The following is an 18603-nucleotide window of genomic DNA, read 5'->3' as shown; positions in this document are numbered from 1 at the left end:
GATGTGGGTGTCGCTGCCCTGACGAGTGGTCGAATACGCGGTGATGGCTAGTTCAGCGGCATCTCCGCGCGCGGCGAGCAACCAGTGGAGGTCGCGGGCGGGGTCGCCGACGGCCAGGCCGGACCAGCCGAGAATACCCGATACGGCGTCGTCGGTGATCAAAATAGAATCGGCCGACATCGATCCGTGTACCACCGCGGGCGCGAACTGCCAGAGGGCATCGTCGTCGGTGGCCTGTTCCCAGCGGCGCAGCAGTGCTGCGGGCAGGTATCCGGTGTTGGCGGCCCGGTCGATCAGGTCGATGGCGTCTTTGCGGCACTGTTCGGCGCTCTGCTGGGAAAGCCCGGCCGTGCCGATGAACGCGCTCGGCAGTGAGTGGATCGCGGCGATGGCGCGACCGATCGACCCCGAGACGCCCTCGTGTCCGGTGAGGGCATCCGCATCGAAACTGTCGCCCGCCAGCAGCTCATAGACGACAGCACGGGTTCCCTGAATGGGCGTCTGGCCGACGTATTCGGGCACGTCGAACGGCAGTCGACTGCGATTGCCGGTGGTGAGCGCGCGCAGCGCCACGAGGTCGGCGGACTGTTCGGTTTCGGCCGACTGGCTGGTGGGAACGCGAATGATCAGCGCCCGCCCGTCTGTGTCAATGACGAGCGCCGAGTCGAACAGTCCGTGCGCGCCGGCACTGTGCTTACGGGTGTAGGCCACGTCGAGCCCCGGAACTGCGGAGGTGGCTAACGCGGCTAGAGTGAGTTGAGTTCTGGCCATGCCTACTAGGTTAGATCGACTTCCGGTTGCGTGGTTGTTCGCCACGCCTCCACACCCACGTTCTCGCACAGCTCGGAGATTACCATGTCGTTCACTTTCACGACGCGGTTACCGCTGTCTCGCCACGCGGTCGACCGAGACCACCTGAGCCGCAGCATTCCCGGGCTGTTCGATCAGCTCTGGGCGGATTCCGCGACTCGCGTTCTGCCGGTCTGGCACGGCAAGATACTGCTCGCGCCAAACGACTCGACCAGCGCCGTGCACCTGGCCCTGCTGCCTCCGGCGCGCGTGGCGGTGAGTCGCCAGAACCCCGGCTTGCGCGTCTACCTCGGCCGGTCCCTGCCAACCGACCTGCCCGAGCCGACCGGTACCCGCATTGTCGCTGCGCAGCTCGATGACGACGCTGCGGCCCGGCTGGAGCCCGACGAGAGCCGGTGGGTGAATCTTCGAACGGTCGCGACCGTGCTGGGTGACCGTGACACCGGTTTGTTCACCGAGGCCCTCGGTGTGCTCAACTGGCACGCCTCGCACGCGCACTGCCCGCGCTGTGGCGCTGCGACCGTGGTCGAGGAGGGCGGTTGGGTGCGTCGCTGCCCGGTGGACAACAGCCAGGTCTTTCCTCGCACCGATCCCGCCGTCATCGTGCTCATCACCGATGCCGACGATCGCATTCTGCTCGGCTCCAACGCAATGTGGGAGAACAACCGCTACTCGCTGCTCGCCGGATTCGTCGAACCCGGCGAAGCCCTGGAATCGGCCGTGATCCGCGAAATGTTCGAAGAATCCGGCCTGCGGGTCACCGATCCGGCCTACGTCGGCTCGCAGCCGTGGCCGTTCCCGGCCTCCATCATGTGCGGGTTTACCGCTCGACTCGCCGACGACCAGCAGGCAAGTGATCTGCGGCCCGACGGCGCCGAGATTTTGGCGCTGCGCTGGTTCAGCCGGCAAGAGCTGCTCGATGCGGGCGCGTGGATGCTGCTGCCCGGCCCGTCTTCAATCGCGCACGCCATGATCGAACGCTGGCTCGGAGCTGCGTTGCCGGCCGCGACGGAACTGATCCGCCCGTGACGGTGACCGCCCACTCGCTGCTGAACGGCCTCGATGAACAACAGCGCATTGCCGCCGAAGCGCTGATCGGCCCGGTCTGCATGCTCGCCGGCGCCGGAACCGGCAAAACCCGCGCCATCACGCACCGCATCGCCCTCGGTGTGCTTACCGGTGCCTATGCTCCGAACCGGGTCATGGCGCTCACCTTCACGAGCCGGTCGGCGGCCGAACTCCGTGGCCGCCTGCGGCAGCTCGGTGCCGGTGGGGTAGCCGCCCGCACCTTTCACGCCGCCGCGTTGTCTCAACTGAACTATTTCTGGCCGCACGTCGTCGGCGGGCAGGCACCGCGCATCCTCGACGGTAAGGGCCGCATTCTCGGGCACGCCGCCGAGGCCCTGCACCTTAAAATCGACACGGCCACCCTGCGAGACCTTGCCGCTGAGGTGGAGTGGCGCAAGACCAGCGGTCTGAGCATCGAGCAGTATGCGGCCGGCATCGCCCGCCGCAGCCTGCCCGGACGGCTCGACGTCGACCAGGTCGTCGCCCTGCAACAGACCTACGAGAAGCTCAAAGACGATCGCAAGCAGATCGACTTTGAAGACGTGCTGCTCGCCATGGCCGGCATGATCGAGGCCGAACCGTCCGTCGCCCTGCAGGTGCGTGAGCAGTACCGGTTCTTCGTCGTTGACGAATATCAGGACGTCTCCCCGCTGCAGCACGACCTGCTGGCGCTCTGGCTCGGCGACCGCCGCGATCTCTGCGTCGTCGGCGACGCCAGCCAGACCATTTACTCCTTCGCCGGTGCCCGCAGCGACTACCTGCTCGACTTTCCCAAACACTACGAGGATGCCACAGTGGTGCGGCTCGAGCAGAACTACCGGTCGACCGCGCCCATCGTTGCTACTGCGAACCAGCTCATGCGCGGCCGTTCCGGCGCGCTGACCCTGCACGCTGCACAATCCGACACCGGTCCTGATCCGTCGGTGCGCGGGTATGCCTCCGATATGGCCGAGGCGCGCGGTGTTGCGGAGCAGATTGTGCAGCTCATCGGCACCGGTACCAAGCCCGAAGACATCGCCGTACTGTTTCGGGTCAACGTGCAGGCGGCACTGCTGGAAACAGCGCTGACCGAGGTGGGAGTGAGCTACCAGATTCGCGGCGCCAAACGGTTCTTCGACCTGCCCGAGGTGAAGCAGGCGGTGATGAGCCTGCGCGCGGCATCCGTTTCCATCATCGGGGAACCGCTGTTCAAATCGGTCAGCGACGTGCTGCGGTCCCTCGGCTGGAGCCAGACCGCTCCCGAGACGCGCGGCGCAGTTCAGGCTCGGTGGGAATCGCTCAATGCTCTGATGGGCCTGGTCGACCAGGCCGCCGCCGGAACGACCTTTCGTCAGTTTACCGACGAGCTGATGGAGCGTCAGGCCGGCCAGCATGAACCGACCGTCTCGGCGGTGACACTGGCCACCATGCACTCGGCCAAGGGCCTCGAGTGGGATGTCGTGTTCGTGGTCGGCCTGAGCGAAGGTCTGGTGCCGATCAGCTATGCGAGCACTTTCGACCAGATAGACGAGGAGCGCCGACTGCTCTACGTCGGTATCACGCGGGCCCGCAGGCGGCTAGCGCTCAGCTGGTCGTCCTCCGGAGTGCAGGCTCGTGCGCCTCGGGAACGGTCTCGATTTCTGCAAGAGCTTGGCAGCCGCACCGCTCGTGGAGCCGGTGCTCGCTCCGCGTAACCCTGCCGGAGACGGCGTCAATGCGCAAAGACCGGGCGAACACGGCTGACCGCCCCGTTTCCAGGCGATCCTGCACGAGCCCGGCTACCCGGGCGGCGACCTCAAAGCTCAACCGGGGTGTTTCGCTTGGAGCCTGCCGTTGGGCGAGCTGGCAGGCCATGGCCGGCCAGGCCGAATCGTCGTCGACGTGCGCGAGTTCGAGACAGGTCAGGCAGGGCCCGAGGCCCGGTTCGACCAGGGGGCCCACCCGCGCGGAGCTGTCGCTGAACACCACCGGCAGATGGGGAATGTCGCGGCGTAGCCAGCGCCCGTGGCGCTCCGGTGAGAAGACGTACTGTCCGACCAACACTGCCAGTTCTGGTTCATTGCCGGGTAGCGGCTCCTCGATTCCGAGGTTGGCCAGCAGGGTGCGCACGCGAAAAGCGGTCGTTCCAATGCCATCGACGAGCACGGTGCGGGGCAGCGGCGTGACCGGGGGTTGCGCATCGTCTGATACGTACAGCAGCGCCGGCTCAAGCAGTTCGAGCAGGCGCGTTACCTCGGCAGCGGATGCTCCGGCCAGCGTTCCCAGCAGCATCGCACCTGATCGATGCACCCCCGCGGCGAGGGCTGACAGCACTGCCTCGTGAGCGAGCGTGAGCCCGCCGATCGTGACAACGGCGTGGTCGATGCCGAGTTGTACACAATCCGGTGTGCGCCACACCAGGGGGTACCGAGGATTCAGTCGAAGAGCCATGCCGACATGATGACGCACATCACCCCGGCTGGATAAGTTCTCCACAGGCACGTTATCGGGGGCGAGGGTGCGGGCGGTTACGCGCGGATATTGGGATTCGACACTAACGCCGCCCGCACCTGATTATCAGTGGCGGATAACCACGCGGCCGTCGATCTTGCCGTGCTTCATCTCGTCGAGTACCTCATTGACGTCGTCGAGGCGACGTTCGGAGACCGTGGGATGAATCTGGCCGCGGGCGCAGAACTGCAAGGCTTCTTCCATGTCCTGACGGGTATCCGCGATAAAACCGCGGATGGTCAGACCCTTCAGCACGATGTCGAAGATCGGCGCGGAAAAGTCTCCCGCCGGCAGGCCTTCGGTTGGGACATTTCGTCCGTTGAACGACGATAGGTCAGCAAAGGTTGTGGCAACGTTGCGCGCCGCTACTCCTCGTGCGGGCGCTCGGCGCCGTCATCGCGCAGCAGATCCGCAAGGGCCTGGTCGACGTCGTCAAGCACCTCCGGCTCGCCTCGCGCCGCGCTCGTGAGGCGGGCGATCAACTTTTGAGGATCATCGATGTCCTTCTCGGTGGGCAGCAGGTCGGGGTGCGACCAGAGGGCGTCGCGCGCTTCGCTGCCGACGGCATCCGTCACGGCCTGCCACATCGCTGCGGCCTCCCGCAGCCGGCGCGGGCGCAGCTCGAGACCGACGAGAGTCGCGAAAGCGGATTCGGCCGGACCGCCGGAAGCCCGGCGGCGTTTGACCGTCTCGGCGATGGCATCGGCTTTGGGCAGCCTGATCGTGGCGCGCGCGGTGACGACGTCGACCCAGCCTTCGACCAGGGCGAGCATCGTTTCGAGGCGGGACAGGGCCTCGAGTTGCGACTCGGACTTCTGTTGGATGAGCGAACCATCCACCATGGCCTGACGCAGGTCTTCCGGGTTGGAGGGGTCGAAGCTCCCAGCGAGTTCTTCGAGCCGGCTGGAGTCGATGCTGATTCCGCGCGCATACGCTGTGACCGCGCTGGTCAGGTGCAGGCGCAGCCAGCGGGCGTGACGAAACAGTCGGGCGTGGGCAATCTCACGCACGGCCAGATAGATCTGCACCTGGTCGGCGGCAACGTCGAGGCCGGCGCCGAAGTCGGCGACGTTCTGGGGGAGCAGAGCAGCCTGCTGTTCGCCGAGCAGTGGAATCCCGACGTCGCCGCCGCTGACGACCTCGCTGGCCAGCTGCCCGACGACCTGACCGAGCTGCATCGCGAACAGGGTGCCGCCGATGCTGCGCACGAGCTGGCTCGCGTTGGCCACCATGCCCTGCATCTCTTCTGGCACCTGTTCGGCGAACACCCGGGTGAGCGAGTCGGAGATGCTCGTGGCGACGGGCTCGGCCAGCTGCGTCCAGAGCGGCATGGTCGCGGTGACCCATTCGCGGCGGGTCATCAGCCGGGGTTCAACGGTTAGTTCAGCCACGGAGATGACGTCATCGAGCCAGAGGGCCGCGATGTGAAAAGCCTGGCGCAGTTGGGTCTGCTGCTCGTCGGTAGCCGTGAGCTGGCCGTTAGCCGCTCGCTGCTGACCCTGAGTGAGCGCAATCTGCCAATCCACGCCGGTGCCCTGGGAGTTCATAGCACCTTGAAGCTGTTGCATGAGTGCGGCCACGCTGGCCGGGTCGCTGGGCAGGCCGGCCGCGTTGGCGAGCTGGCTTGGGTCGATGCCGCTCTTGCCGCTCAGAATGTCGCGCAGCATGTCACGGAACTCGTCACTAGGCTCGCCCGGGTTCTGATCGTTCGGGGGTAGGGAGTCGTCGGCCACTTCAGGCCCCTCTCAGTTGCATGCTTCTACGCTAGTGCGAGTAGCCCGCTCAGGGCTGGGAAATATCCTAGGCTGAAGGGCTTGCTGTGCGCCCGTCGCGAACACGGCCCGGAACCTGGCACGAACCAACACAAAGGAGCACGGTGGCTCTCTTCACCAATGACTCACCGGCACCCCAGGGTGCACGGCGTCGCCGCCCCTCGATCGGCTGGACGGCGTTGTTGATCGCTCTCGTCGCCGGGGTGATTCTCGGCATCATGCCGGCCCCCTACGTCATCGAGAAACCCGGACCGGTCTACAACACCCTCGGTTCCGCCACCGATGAAAACGACGTCGAGACGGCTCTCATCACCATCCCGGGTGAAAAGGTCTACCCGACCAAGGGCACGCTGGACCTGCTCACGGTGTCCCTGCTCGGTAACCGGGAGAACCGCCCGAGCTGGCTCAGTGTTGCCGGAGCATGGCTCGACCCGAGTGAGGCCGTTCTCCCCATCGATCAGGTCTTTCCCGCCGATGTCAGCACCGAACAGCGGGATGCGCGCTCCAGCGCCGACATGATCAATTCCCAACAGGATGCCATCGCCGCGGCCCTGACTCATCTCGGCTACGACTACCCAACGACGGTCTCGGTGGTGAGCCTGCCCGATGGCTCTCCGGCCGAGGATGTGATCGAACCCGAAGATCAGATCTCCGCAGTGAACGGGACGCCGGTTGTCAACGTTGCGCAACTGCGTGCCGCGTTGCAGATCAACGGCGCTGAGACGGCGGCCAGTCTCGATATTGTGCGAGGCGGCGTAGCCCAGACCGTGGAGGTCACCCCGATTGACAGCGCCGGCACGGTCGTGGCCGGGGTCAACGTCTCAGTCGCTTACGACTTTCCGTTCGAGGTGCAGATTCAACTCGACAAGGTCGGCGGACCGAGCGCCGGCATGATGTTCGCGCTTGGAATCATCGACAAGCTCACCCCTGGGGAGCTTCAAGGCGGCGAAAATGTGGCCGGTACCGGCACGATCGATCAGTCCGGCACGGTCGGCCCGATCGGCGGTATTCAGCAGAAGCTATACGGTGCCGTCGAGAATGAAGCGAGCTGGTTTCTGGCTCCTGCCGAGAACTGCGACGAAGTGACCGGCAATATCCCCGACGGCCTGACCGTGTTCTCCGTTGCCACCCTCGATGAGGCACTCGCCGCCCTCGACGCGATCAAGACCGGCGACACGAGCGAGGTCCCGACCTGTCCAACGCGCTAGCGGCGAAGGAAAAACTTACGGCAGCCCGGTAATGATGACTCTCTCAGGGGTGCATAAGTAGGATAGGGGTCGACCCTGATCACGCGGTTTATGATCACCCTGTTCCTAATGACTGAGCGCAAGAGGCCAATACGTGAGTTCATCAGCAGCCGACAACGCCCCCCGGCGCAGCCGAGCCCCGCTAGCAATTACCGCAGCAATTATCGCGGGGTTGGTGATCCTGTTCTTTATCTTTGCCGGACTGTATACCGATGTCTTGTGGTTCGACCAACTCGGGTTCCTCAATGTGCTGACCACCCAGTGGATCGCCGGTTCAGTGCTGTTCCTGATCGGGTTTGTGGCCATGGCCGTGCCGGTCTGGGTGAGCATCCAGCTGGCTTATCGCCTGCGCCCGGTGTACGCGAAGCTCAACTCGCAGCTCGATCGCTACCAGCAGGTCATCGAGCCACTGCGTCGCCTCGCGATGTACGGAATCCCCGCCCTTCTGGGCCTATTCGCCGGTGTGGCTGCCGCCACCCGCTGGCAGACCGTGCTCATGTGGCTCAACCGCACCGAGACTGGGCGCGTTGACCCGCAGTTCGGCTTTGACATTTCCTTCTACCTGATGGATCTGCCGTTTTACCAGGCCGTGCTCGCCTTCGCATCCGCTGTCGTACTCATTTCCGCCCTCGTCACGGTCGCGACCAGCTACCTGTACGGGTCCATCCGGGTATCCGGGCGTGAGGTGCTCATCTCCAAGGCCGCCCGCGTGCAGATCGCCGTCACGGCGGGCGTGTATCTGCTGTTGCAGGCCGTGAGCATCTGGTTCGACCAGTACTCCACCCTGACCAACCAGGGTTCGCTCATCACCGGCGCTGGCTACACCGACGTGAACGCCACCATCCCCGGCCGAGCCATTCTTGCCGGTATCGCCGCCGTCGTCGCCCTACTCTTCATTCTCACGGCCATCATCGGCCGCTGGCGCCTGCCGGTCATCGGCACCGCGCTGCTCATCGTGTCGAGCCTGCTGATCGGCTCGCTCTACCCCTGGGTCGTCGAGCGTTTCCAGGTGGAGCCGAACGCGAAGGCGCTCGAAGCCGAATACATCGAGCGCAATATCGATCTCACCCGGGATGCCTATGATGTGGCCGACATTGAGGAGATTCCGTACAACGCGAAGACCACCGCTGAGCCGGGAGCCCTGCGTGCTGATGCCGCGACGACCGCGAACATTCGTATTCTCGACCCCGCCCTGGTCAGTGACTCGTTCCGTCAGCTCGAGCAGTTCCGCCAGTACTACCAGTTCCCCGACAACCTGAACGTCGACCGCTACATGATCGACGGAGTGTCTCAGGACACCGTTGTTGCAGTGCGCGACCTCAACATCGATGGTTTGAACACCGGTAACACCTGGGTCAACTCGAAGACCGTCTACACCCACGGCTACGGAGTAGTTGCCGCCTACGGCAACCAGCGCTCGGTCGATGGGCAGCCGGTGTTCCTCGAATCGGGCATCCCAACAAGCGGCGCGCTCGGTGACTTCGAACCGCGCATCTATTTCGGCGAGACGTCACCCGAGTACTCGATCGTCGGAGCCGAAGAGGGTGCCAACCCGATCGAACTGGACTATCCGTCGGGCGCAGAGGGCGCGGGTCAGACGTACACGACGTTCTCCGGAGACGGCGGACCGAAACTCGACAATGCATTCAAGAAACTGATCTATGCGCTGAAGTTCCAGTCCGAGCAGATCTTCCTGGCCTCATCGGTCAACGACCAGTCGGAGATTCTCTACGATCGTGACCCGGTCACCCGCGTGCAGAAAGTGGCGCCGTACCTGACGCTGGACTCCGACGCCTACCCCTCGGTCGTTGATGGCCGGGTCAAGTGGATCATCGACGGCTACACGACCTCGGCGAACTACCCCTACTCGACGCCGGTCAGCCTGAGCGAGGCCATCGCCGATACGCAGACACCACCGCAGCCGTACGCCCTCGACAGCATCAACTACATGCGCAACTCGGTCAAAGCCACCGTCGACGCCTACAGCGGTGAGGTCACCCTCTATGCCTGGGACGACAAAGAGCCGCTGCTGCAGACCTGGCAGAAGATCTTCCCCTCGACGCTCAAGCCCATGAGCGAGATGAGCGGTGACCTGATGAGCCACGTGCGTTACCCGGCCGACCTGTTCAAGGTGCAGCGCGCCATTCTCGGCCAGTATCACGTGACCGACCCTGGCTCGTTCTACTCCAAGGACGACGCCTGGATCTCACCCAACGACCCGGATTCTCCGGCGACAAACCCCACCCTGCAGCCGCCTTACTACCTCACCATGCAGGTGCCCGGATCGGACAAGCCGTCATTCTCGCTGTATACAACTTTCCAGCCGGAAGCCACCGGTGAATCCAGTCGAAACGTGCTCTATGGCTACCTCGCCGTGGATGCCGATGCTGGAGCGGAAGACGGTGTGCGTGCCGACGGTTACGGCAAGCTGAGGCTGCTCAACCTGCCCAAGGACGGTACCGTGCCCGGCCCCGGTCAGGTGCAGAACGTCTTCAATGCCGACCCGACGGTTTCGACTGAGCTCAACCTGCTGCGGCAGGGTTCCTCGACCGTGCTCAACGGCAACCTGCTGACCCTCCCGGTCGGTGGCGGTCTGCTCTACGTGCAGCCGGTGTACGTGAAGTCCACCGGTGAGACCAGCTATCCGCTGCTGCAGAAGGTGCTCGTGGCCTTCGGTGACCAGATCGCGTTTGAGGACACCCTTGACGGTGCCCTCGACGTTTTGTTCGGCGGTGACTCGGGTGCGACTGCCGGTGACACCGCCGTGCCAGACGACGCCACGACGAACAATGGCGCTGCACCGACCGATCCAGCGACCGGCGGCACGGATGTGCCGACCGGATCAACCGGTGATGCAGCAACGGATGCCCAACTCAAGTCGCTGCTCGCCGTCGCCAAGACGGCGCTCGCCGACAAGGCAACCGCGCTTGCCGCCGGCAACTTCGCCGACTACGGCACCGCGGACGCCAAACTCTCCGAGACGATCGCGAGCATGCTCGCCCTGCTCGGCGAATAGCTTTACCCGCACGAACTATCGCACGGCGTGCCGTACGACCCCCTGCAAGCCCTCACCCGTCTCGGGTGGGGGCTTGCGGTTGTTTGGCCCGGTGGTGTTTGATGCCTATAAGGAAGCGTTTTTTGTCGCTAATTTGGGTGCGAGTTTGCGATACCGACCCAAAGTGGTCCACCGCGCTTTCAGGGTGTGCTAAATTTGTACTTGTAGCGCGGGGTGGAGCAGTTCGGTAGCTCGCTGGGCTCATAACCCAGAGGTCGTAGGTTCAAATCCTGCCCCCGCAACAGATGCCCCCGGAACCCTTGGTTCCGGGGGCTTTTTCGTGCCCGAATTCAGTCAGGCAGCGAGGAGCCCATCAGGAATTCTCCCCGCTCATCCTGTCGGCGCACTAGGGGATGACCGGTGCCACGAACTCGAAGGTTCGTCCGAGCAGCCAGACCAGAAGCAATACCACCGGCAAGTGGAACATGAACTGCAGGAACGTGAATCCCACGAGATCTCGTGCCCTGAGGCCGAGGACGGCGAGCAGGGGCAGCATGAAGAACGGGTTGATGAGGTTGGGCAATGCCTCGGCCACGTTGTAAACCTGCACCGTCCAGCCCAGGTTCATCTGAACATCTGTGGCCGATTGCATGACATACGGTGCTTCCACCAACCATTTACCACCGCCCGAAGGCACGAAGATTCCCAGGATGACCGTGTACAGCGCGACAATTACTGTGAAGCCGCCGCCACCGCCGACGCTGGTAAAGAATTCGGCCAGATGCTCCGAGACGGTCATACCCCCATTTCCGACTGCCCGGGTCAGAATTGCAGCCATGGCCGCGTAAAGCGGAAACTGAACCAGGATTCCGGCAGTGGCAGGAACGGCCTTGGACACAGCTTGCAGAAACTTGCGCGGTGTTCCGTGGAGCACGAGCCCGAGCATCAGGAAGACCAGAAGATACCCATTCAGGCTGCTGACCACCGATAAGACCGGACTCGTCAAGAACTGTGAGACAAGCCAACCCAGCGTCAGGAGCGCGAACAGGATGGGAAGGATGCGGCTGTACTCGAGCCATTCGCCGGGTCGTGAGCGTGGCGCTGCCGGCTCCGGCTCGTCATTGAGGTCCACGCCAAGATCCTGTGCTGTTCGAATGGCTTCCCCACGCGGAGCGGAGAAATGTGCGATCAGTACTGTCAAGGCAATGATGATCGCGCACATGGTGAGCGACTGCCAGGTGAAAATCGTTGTGCCGAAGTCGAGTACGCCGGTGACCTGCAGAAGGGCTGGCGGCAGGGACGTTGCCGTGGCCTGTAGTTGTGCGGCGGATGAGGACATGCCCAGCGCCCAGACTGCTCCCAAGCCCATGAATGCAGCAGCCCCGAGCGCTCGGTAGTCCACACGAAGATCGGTTCGGCGGGCAATGGCTCGCGCCAACAAGCCGCCGAAGACCAGGCTCAGGCCCCAATTGACAAAAGAAACGGACATGGACAGGAACGCCACAAAACTCACTGCCGTCGCGGCGGACTGGGGCACAGCCGCAAGCGTATCGATCAGTCGAGCCACCGGTCGGGACGTCGCCACGACGTACCCGGTCAAGACGACCATAGCCATTTGCAGGGTGAACGCCGTCAGGTCCCAAAAGCCGTTGCCGAAAGAATCGACGATGATCTGCGGGCTTGAACCATTAGCCAGGGCGGCGACGGCGACGAGGAGTACACCGACGAGGGCGAAGATATACGCATCCGGAAACCATTTCTGAGTCCAACCTGCGAGAGACTGGGCCACACGCGCCAGCCCTTTTTCTGTGCGAATTTGTGGGACGGTAGCCGTCACGGTGGATCTCTCTTCTTTGAGGCGAGTGTGCACGCGCGATGGCGCGATTGGGAGATGGCCGCACCCCGATGGGGATGAACAGCCATTTGCAGGCTAGGTGCGGCGCGATAGGCATGTCAATGTGGTCAGATTTCCCGGCGTACCGTCAAGCCAGAAGGCGTCAGGACCTGCTCAAGCCGGCTGGAGCGGAGGCTGGAGCGGAGGACGGAGCGGAGGACACGCCTGCGGTCAACGTTGGACCGGGGGAGACAGCCCGTTGCGGTATAGAAACCCACTCATCACCGTGCGCAGCGGACAGGACCTCGGTCCGTAACATCACGAACGTCTGACCCCGATCGAGTTCGCTGATGATCTGGAGTCGTGGCTCGAGAAACAAGGCTGGGTGCAGACACGGGAAGACGTCTTGCCGCGCAAGGGAACCATCGAGCACGGCTATAGCCGCGTCAGGCATTCGCTCAGCTTGGAGGCGTACACGGCCGCGCCTCCGCAAGCTCAGTTAGTCGCCCTCATGATCGTGACGCCGCGAACCAATCCGGACCCGCAGTGAATCCCCTGAATTCTATGTAACCACTAAGACCCGGGGGGGCTTTGTCGTGCCCGTCGGGGGAAAACGCGTTACGCGCGCAGGCGCGCCACCGCGGCGACAGCGGCGCGAACGAATGCGGCTGCCTCGGCTGCCTCGGCCGCCGTCGTACCGACACCTAGCGTGAACCGCACCGCCGTTTGAGCCAGGTCGGCGGGCAGTCCCATGGCGGTGAGCACGTGTGAGGGCTCGCTGCTGCCGGCCGCGCAGGCGGACCCGCTCGAGCACACGATGCCGCGTTGTTCGAGCTCCATAAGCACCGCCTCGCCGCTCGTGCCCGCAAACACGAACGACGCGGTGCCCGGCAGGCGTTCGGTCGGATGGCCTGTGAGCCGGGCTGAGGATGTCTCGCGCAGTACGGTACCGATGAACTCGTCGCGGAGGGCGCTTGTGATCCGGGCCGCCTCGGTTCGTTCCTCGCCAGCGAGGCGGAGAGCCACGGCCAGGGCGAGCGCGCCGGCGACGTTCTCGGTGCCGCTGCGTTTGCCGCGCTCTTGGCCGCCGCCGTGCAGCAGCGGTTCGATGGGGAGGCGTCCGCGCAGAAAGACCGCTCCGATTCCGGGGGGAGCGCCTAGTTTGTGTCCGGAGAGGCTCAGCGCATCGACACCGAGCGTGCTGACGTTTAGGTCGAGCCAGCCACCGGCCTGCACAGCGTCGGTGTGGATGGGCACGCCGGCAGCGCGCGCGACAGCAGCCAGTTCGAGCAGAGGCTGCACGGTGCCCACCTCGTTGTTGGCGTAGTGCACCGAGACCAGCGTGGTGTCGGGGCGCACAGCGCGGGCGAGGGCCTCTGGGGTGACGCGGCCGGCAGCATCCACCGGCAACAGGGTGATCTGAAAACCGTGCAGGCGGCGCAGGTAGTCACAGGATTCGAGTACGGCTTCGTGCTCGATTGGAGTGGTCACGATGTGGCGGCCGCGGGGAGCGCCAAGGGCGATCCCCTTGATCGCCAAGTTGTCGCTCTCGGTACCTCCGCTGGTGAACGTCACCTCGCCGGGTCGACAGCCGAGTGACCGGGCGACACTGCGGCGCGCCTCCAGCAGCGCGGCGGCGGCGGCCTCACCAACCTGGTGGTGGCTCGACGGGTTGCCGAAGCCGTTGAGCTGCGGCCACATGGCTTCGAGCGCCTCGCGGCGCACCGGTGTCGTCGCGGCATTGTCCAGATAAATCATGGGTTCGAAAGCGCAAACCCGGCCGGAGCGTTCACCCGGATGGCGATGTCCAGGCCGAGGTCGAGAGAGTGCACGCTGTGCGTGAGCGCGCCGACCGAGATGACATCGACACCGGATGCGGCAATCTCGCGCACCGTCCCCAGCGACACGCCGCCGCTGGCCTCGACGATCGCCCGCCCGGCGATCTGCTGCACACCTTTAAGCAAATCCTCCGTGCTGAAATTGTCGAGCATGATCGTGTCGATACCGGCCGCGAGCACGTCGTCGATCTGGTCCAGTCGGTCGACCTCCACCTCGAAGTGGGTGGTGTGGGAGAGGCGGGCGCGCACTTCCAGCAGCGCTTCGGTGAGGCCGAGTGGACCGGCCGCCAGCACGGCGAGGTGATTATCCTTGGCCATGACGGTGTCGGAGAGGCTGAACCGGTGGTTGTGCCCGCCGCCATCGCGCACGGCTGCGCGTTCGAGAGCGCGCAAGCCGGGGGTGGTCTTGCGGGTGTCGACGATGCGGGCGTGTGTGCCGGCCGTCTCGGCGACGTACTGGGCGGTGAGGGTGGCGATTCCGCTCATCCGCTGCACGAAGTTGAGTCCGATGCGCTCAGCCTGCAGGATGCCGCGGGCCGGGCCGGTCACCTCGGCGAGCGTGTCGCCGCTCTCGAACCGCTCGCCGTCGGTGACGAACTGGTGCACCTCGATGCGCGGGTCGGTCAGACGGAAAGCGGCCGCGAACACGGCACCGCCGCTGAACACGCCGGGTTCGCGCGCTTCAAGTTTGGCCGTCGCGACGGCGTCCTCGGGAATGAGCACGGTCGAGGTGAGGTCACCCCAGGGGGCGTCTTCGTCGAGGGCGGCCTGCACGACAACGTCGATGGAGTGTTGGGTCAGCATGCGATGGCCTCCTTGGCCGGAACGAGTTCGAGCGATTGTGAGCGGGACCAGGCCAGTTCGAGGCGGGTTTCGGAGAAGTCCGCGCGGAAGTGTGCGCCGCGGGACTCTTCGCGGGCCAGGGCGGCGGCCACGAGCAGCCGGGCGAGGTCCAGCAGGTTGCGGTCTTCGAGGGCGGCGACCGACGTGCTGGTGGCGGGTGGTGAGGACCAGTCGCCGAGTATGGCGGCGGCGCTTCTCAAGCCGGTACCGGAACGGTGTACGCCGGCACAGTCCCAGAGGAGTCGCTGCAATTGTCTGCGATTGATCAGCGTTTTAAGATCGGTCGGCAGTAGTGCCGTCTCGACCATCGGACGGTAAAGATCCGCGGGTTGGGTCGCGTCGAATATTTGGGTGGGGGTGGTGTGTGTGTGAATCGGCCACGGTTGCCCCAGCGCGCGCACGGCGCGGTCTGCGAACACGGCGGCCTCGAGCAGCGAGTTGGAGGCGAGCCGGTTGGCGCCGTGCGCTCCCGTGCGAGCCACCTCGCCGACGGCGAAGAGCCCGGGCAGACTGGTGCGAGCCCAGGTATCCGTTTCGACGCCGCCCATCCAGTAGTGCGCGGCTGGCGCCACGGGAATTGGTTCGACCGCCCAGTCCAGCCCCGCCGCCCGGCAGGCGGCGGTGATCGTGGGGAATCGGGTTTCCAGCAGGTCGCGGCCGAGCCCGGTCGCATCGAGCAGCACGGGGGCACCGTTCTGCCGTTCCATCTGGCGGGCGATGGCGCGGGCGACGACGTCGCGCGGCGCGAGCTCAGCGTCGGGGTGCTCGGTGAGCATAAAGCGTTCGCCGAGCTGATCGCGCAGCACAGCGCCCTCGCCGCGCACCGCCTCCGACACCAGCGGCGTGCCCGGCACCGCCAGGGCGGTCGGGTGAAACTGGTAAAACTCCGCATCGGCGACGGATGCCCCGGCTCTATACGCCGCAGCCACCCCGTCGCCGGTCGCGACTACGGGATTGGTGGTGTGCGTGTACAGCGCGCCGGCGCCGCCGGTGGCCAGAATTACGGCGTCGGCGGTCAGCGAGAACTGCACGCCGTTGGGGCCGAGCATCCGGGCTCCGACCACTTCGCCCCGGTCCAGAATCAGATCGACGAGCATCGTGTGCTCGTGCACCTCGATCGCAGCTCGGCGTCGAACGGTGGCTACGAGCGCGGCTTCGACCGCAGCGCCGGTTGCGTCGCCGCCGGCGTGCACGACCCGTGAGCGGGAGTGAGCCGCTTCAAGGCCGCGGGCCACACCGGATTCATCCCGGTCGAAGTCCACCCCGAAACGAATGAGGTCGCGCACCCGCGCCGGGCCTTCCGCACAGAGCACTTGCACGGCGGCCGGGTCGCAGAGTCCTGCGCCGGCGCGCAGCGTGTCGAGCACGTGCGCGTCGACCGAGTCGTCGCGAAACAGGGCCGCGGCGATGCCGCCCTGCGCGTACCGGGTATTGCTCTCCGGCAGCACCGACTTGGTGACGAGCACGACCCGGTGGCCGGCATCCGCTGCCCGCACGGCGGCAAGTAATCCACCGAGGCCGCTGCCGATGACGAGAATCGTTGCCATGTCAGACGCCGACGGTGCTCAAGACCGGCGCAGCGATTGGCTGCGCAGTAACCGGCGCAGCGGATGCCGGTGGCCGGGCTGCGAGCATCCGCTCGAGGGCAAGTCGGGCGTGATCGGCGACATCGGCCGAGACCGTGATCTGGTTGAGCACCCGACCTGGCGCTTCGCCGCCGCCCACGAGTGCTTCGAGCACCCAGGCCAGGTAGCCGGCGTGGATACGGTACATGGTCGAGCAGGGGCAGATCACCGGGTCGAGGCAGAAGATCTCATGCTCGGGATACTGGGCGGCGAGCCGGTTCACGAGGTTGATCTCGGTACCGATCGCAAAGGTCGTGCCGGCCGGAGCTGCGGCGATCGCCTTGGCGATGAAGTCGGTGGATCCGGCCGAGTCGGCGGCGTCGACGACCTCCATCGGGCATTCCGGGTGAACCAAAACCCGCACGCCGGGGTGTTCAGCGCGGGCGGCTTGGATCTGCGGCACGGTGAAGCGGCGGTGCACGCTGCAGAAGCCGTGCCAGAGCACGACCCGGGCGTCATCGAGCAAGGCAGCAGTGTTGCCGCCCAGGGGCTTGGTCGGGTTCCACATCGGCATCTGCTCGAGTGGAACGCCCATGGCCTTGGCGGTGTTGCGGCCGAGGTGCTGGTCCGGAAAGAACAGAACCCGCTGGCCACGTTCGAACGCCCACTCGAGCACGGCCTGGGCGTTCGACGAGGTGCAGACGATGCCGCCGTGCTCGCCGCAAAAGCCTTTGAGTGCCGCGGAGGAATTCATGTAGGTGACCGGAATCACCGGAACCCGGCCGGAGGCATCCGGAGCCGTGCCGTAGAGCTCCTCGAGCTGCTCCCAACACTCGGTGACCGAGTCGATGTCGGCCATGTCGGCCATGGAACAGCCGGCGGCGAGGTTGGGCAGGATCACGGCCTGGTCGCGTCCGGAGAGCAGGTCGGCGGTTTCTGCCATGAAATGCACGCCGCAGAACACAATCGCGGCGGCGTCGGGGCGGCTCTTTGTGGCCTGGGCCAGCTGAAAGCTGTCGCCGACGAAATCCGCGTGCCGCAGCACCTCATCGCGCTGGTAGAAGTGACCGAGAATGACTACCGAGTCGCCGAGCGCGTTCTTGGCTTCGACGATGCGGGCGCTGAGTTCCTCCGGTGAGGCGGTGCGATAGCGCTCCGGCAGTGCTCCCTGGCGGGGCGACCCGGCCGGAATCACGTCGCCCATCGAGGAACCGGGCCCATAGCCGGGCGCGGCCGCGTCGAACTCCCACGGAGGGGTTGCCAGGTCGGTGCTGCACGTGCTGCCGGCGGCTTTGCCGGTGCTGATGAGACGAATGGTGGTCTCGACCGAGGGATTTGTCATGGTCCTGCTCCTTGAGAATGAAGAGGGGTGAGGGGTGAGGGGTGAGGGTGAGGGTGAGGGTGAGGGTGAGGGGTGAGGGGTGAGGGGTGAGGGTTGAGCTAGCGGGTTGGTCCGGGTGGGTCATGCTCGCTGGCCCGGTCGTCGTAGCGGTAGAGCCGTGCTGGGCGATGCCTCGCCCCGGCCACGTGTTGGTCGGTGCTGATCAGGCTGCCGCTCGCCTCTATTGACCGGCGGAAATTGGCCGGGTCGAGCGCTTTTTGCAGTACAGCCTCGTGCACCTCGCGCAGCTGGGCGAGGGTGAACGTGTCGCCGAGAAAGGCATGCGCGATGCGGGCGTATTCCACCTTGGTACGCAGCCGCCAGAGCGCGTATTCCACGATGCGGTTGTGGTCGAACGCGAGCGGAGGAAGTCTGTCCGCGGCAAACCAGCGCACGTTTTCTCCAACAGATGCCCGCTCCGCGACTTCGGAACGCACGAGCGCCCAGTAGATGACGGAGACCACGCGCAGCCCGGGGGAGCGGTCGATATCGCCAAAGGTGTACAACTGCTCAAGATACCTCGGCGAGAGCTCGGTCGTCTCACGCAGGGTGCGAGCGGCGGCCGCCGCAAGTTCCTCGTCGGCTGGCAGCCAGCCGCCGGGCAGCGCCCAGAGGCCCAGATGCGGCTCGCGGGTACGACGCACGAGGGGCAGCCACAAGGTCTTGCGTCCCGACGTATCGTCGTGGCGCAGGGTGAAGATCACCGTTGAGACGGCCAGCGTTGCGTGGGCGCTCCCGCGCCCGAGCGGGCTCTGCTCGGTCAGACGGTGCTCCAGCACGG

Annotated in this window: 12 protein-coding genes, 1 tRNA gene and 2 pseudogenes; 5 read left to right on the top strand and 10 right to left on the bottom strand. The window is 65.3% G+C overall.

Annotated features, from left to right (window positions below; genetic code table 11):
- Positions 1–72: 72 nt before the first annotated feature.
- Positions 73–771: pseudogene (locus E3T51_RS17170) on the bottom strand (phosphotransferase); the annotation flags it as partial.
- A gap of 84 nt (positions 772–855) precedes the next feature.
- On the opposite strand from E3T51_RS17170, the gene nudC reads away from it, so the two are divergent.
- A complete protein-coding gene (gene nudC, locus E3T51_RS11250) occupies positions 856–1839 on the top strand; it encodes an NAD(+) diphosphatase (RefSeq protein WP_134529911.1) in 984 nt (327 codons plus the stop codon).
- A complete protein-coding gene (locus tag E3T51_RS11245; protein WP_369852646.1) occupies positions 1836–3551 on the top strand; it encodes an ATP-dependent helicase in 1716 nt (571 codons plus the stop codon). Before nudC ends, E3T51_RS11245 begins: the two co-directional genes overlap by 4 nt.
- Here E3T51_RS11245 and E3T51_RS11240 read toward each other — a convergent pair.
- The 3 genes and pseudogenes from E3T51_RS11240 to E3T51_RS11230 all read right to left on the bottom strand — a co-directional run bounded on the left by E3T51_RS11240 (position 3442) and on the right by E3T51_RS11230 (position 6014).
- Positions 3442–4287 (bottom strand): hypothetical protein, encoded by an 846-nt coding sequence (locus E3T51_RS11240; protein WP_134529910.1) that lies wholly within the window; start codon positions 4285–4287, stop codon positions 3442–3444. The two genes, E3T51_RS11245 and E3T51_RS11240, sit on opposite strands and share 110 nt — an antisense overlap.
- 126 nt (positions 4288–4413) lie before the next feature.
- Positions 4414–4647, bottom strand: a pseudogene (locus E3T51_RS11235) (zinc-dependent alcohol dehydrogenase); the annotation flags it as partial.
- Between the two features lie 65 nt (positions 4648–4712).
- The gene (locus E3T51_RS11230) at positions 4713–6014 is read right to left on the bottom strand and encodes a zinc-dependent metalloprotease (RefSeq protein WP_134529936.1); all 1302 of its coding nucleotides are present in this window, start codon (positions 6012–6014) and stop codon (positions 4713–4715) included.
- A gap of 209 nt (positions 6015–6223) precedes the next feature.
- Here E3T51_RS11230 and E3T51_RS11225 point away from each other — a divergent pair, with 209 nt between their 5' ends.
- The 3 genes from E3T51_RS11225 to E3T51_RS11215 all read left to right on the top strand — a co-directional run bounded on the left by E3T51_RS11225 (position 6224) and on the right by E3T51_RS11215 (position 10663).
- On the top strand, positions 6224–7327 hold the full coding sequence (locus tag E3T51_RS11225; RefSeq protein ID WP_134529909.1) for a YlbL family protein: 1104 nt from the start codon (positions 6224–6226) through the stop codon (positions 7325–7327).
- A 133-nt stretch (positions 7328–7460) separates the two neighbouring features.
- Positions 7461–10382 carry a UPF0182 family membrane protein gene (locus E3T51_RS11220; RefSeq protein ID WP_174844592.1) on the top strand — a complete coding sequence of 974 codons (2922 nt, stop codon included), beginning with the start codon at positions 7461–7463 and terminating at the stop codon, positions 10380–10382.
- A 207-nt stretch (positions 10383–10589) separates the two neighbouring features.
- Positions 10590–10663, top strand: a tRNA-Met gene (locus E3T51_RS11215).
- A gap of 104 nt (positions 10664–10767) precedes the next feature.
- On the opposite strand, the gene E3T51_RS11210 is transcribed toward E3T51_RS11215, so the two are convergent.
- The 6 genes from E3T51_RS11210 to E3T51_RS11185 all read right to left on the bottom strand — a co-directional run bounded on the left by E3T51_RS11210 (position 10768) and on the right by E3T51_RS11185 (position 18601).
- Positions 10768–12150 carry a short-chain fatty acid transporter gene (locus E3T51_RS11210; RefSeq protein WP_241989282.1) on the bottom strand — a complete coding sequence of 461 codons (1383 nt, stop codon included), beginning with the start codon at positions 12148–12150 and terminating at the stop codon, positions 10768–10770.
- 663 nt (positions 12151–12813) lie between these two features.
- A complete protein-coding gene (locus E3T51_RS11205; protein WP_134529907.1) occupies positions 12814–13953 on the bottom strand; it encodes a cysteine desulfurase family protein in 1140 nt (379 codons plus the stop codon).
- Positions 13950–14837 (bottom strand): carboxylating nicotinate-nucleotide diphosphorylase, encoded by an 888-nt coding sequence (gene nadC, locus E3T51_RS11200; RefSeq protein ID WP_134529906.1) that lies wholly within the window; start codon positions 14835–14837, stop codon positions 13950–13952. The genes E3T51_RS11205 and nadC overlap by 4 nt, the downstream gene beginning before the upstream one ends.
- Positions 14831–16423 carry an L-aspartate oxidase gene (gene nadB, locus E3T51_RS11195; protein WP_134529905.1) on the bottom strand — a complete coding sequence of 531 codons (1593 nt, stop codon included), beginning with the start codon at positions 16421–16423 and terminating at the stop codon, positions 14831–14833. Before nadB ends, nadC begins: the two co-directional genes overlap by 7 nt.
- Before the next feature lies 1 nt (position 16424).
- A complete protein-coding gene (gene nadA, locus E3T51_RS11190) occupies positions 16425–17783 on the bottom strand; it encodes a quinolinate synthase NadA (RefSeq protein WP_134529904.1) in 1359 nt (452 codons plus the stop codon).
- A gap of 98 nt (positions 17784–17881) precedes the next feature.
- Positions 17882–18601, bottom strand: coding sequence for an NUDIX hydrolase (locus tag E3T51_RS11185; RefSeq protein ID WP_241989281.1), 720 nt, complete (start codon positions 18599–18601; stop codon positions 17882–17884).
- Positions 18602–18603 lie beyond the last annotated feature (2 nt).

It is taken from the genome of Cryobacterium serini (genome assembly GCF_004404025.1).
Classification (GTDB): Bacteria; Actinomycetota; Actinomycetes; order Actinomycetales; family Microbacteriaceae; genus Cryobacterium; species Cryobacterium serini.
This window is presented reverse-complemented; position numbering and strand designations above follow the sequence as displayed.

Excerpts from the sequence above, each read along its gene's own strand:
- nudC (WP_134529911.1), top strand. The coding sequence starts at position 856 with ATGTCGTTCACTTTCACGACGCGGTTACCGCTGTCTCGCCACGCGGTC.
- E3T51_RS11240 (WP_134529910.1), bottom strand. The coding sequence starts at position 4,287 with ATGGCTCTTCGACTGAATCCTCGGTACCCCCTGGTGTGGCGCACACCG.
- E3T51_RS11230 (WP_134529936.1), bottom strand. The coding sequence starts at position 6,014 with ATGCTGCGCGACATTCTGAGCGGCAAGAGCGGCATCGACCCAAGCCAG.
- E3T51_RS11205 (WP_134529907.1), bottom strand. The coding sequence starts at position 13,953 with ATGATTTATCTGGACAATGCCGCGACGACACCGGTGCGCCGCGAGGCG.
- nadC (WP_134529906.1), bottom strand. The coding sequence starts at position 14,837 with ATGCTGACCCAACACTCCATCGACGTTGTCGTGCAGGCCGCCCTCGAC.
- nadB (WP_134529905.1), bottom strand. The coding sequence starts at position 16,423 with ATGGCAACGATTCTCGTCATCGGCAGCGGCCTCGGTGGATTACTTGCC.
- nadA (WP_134529904.1), bottom strand. The coding sequence starts at position 17,783 with ATGACAAATCCCTCGGTCGAGACCACCATTCGTCTCATCAGCACCGGC.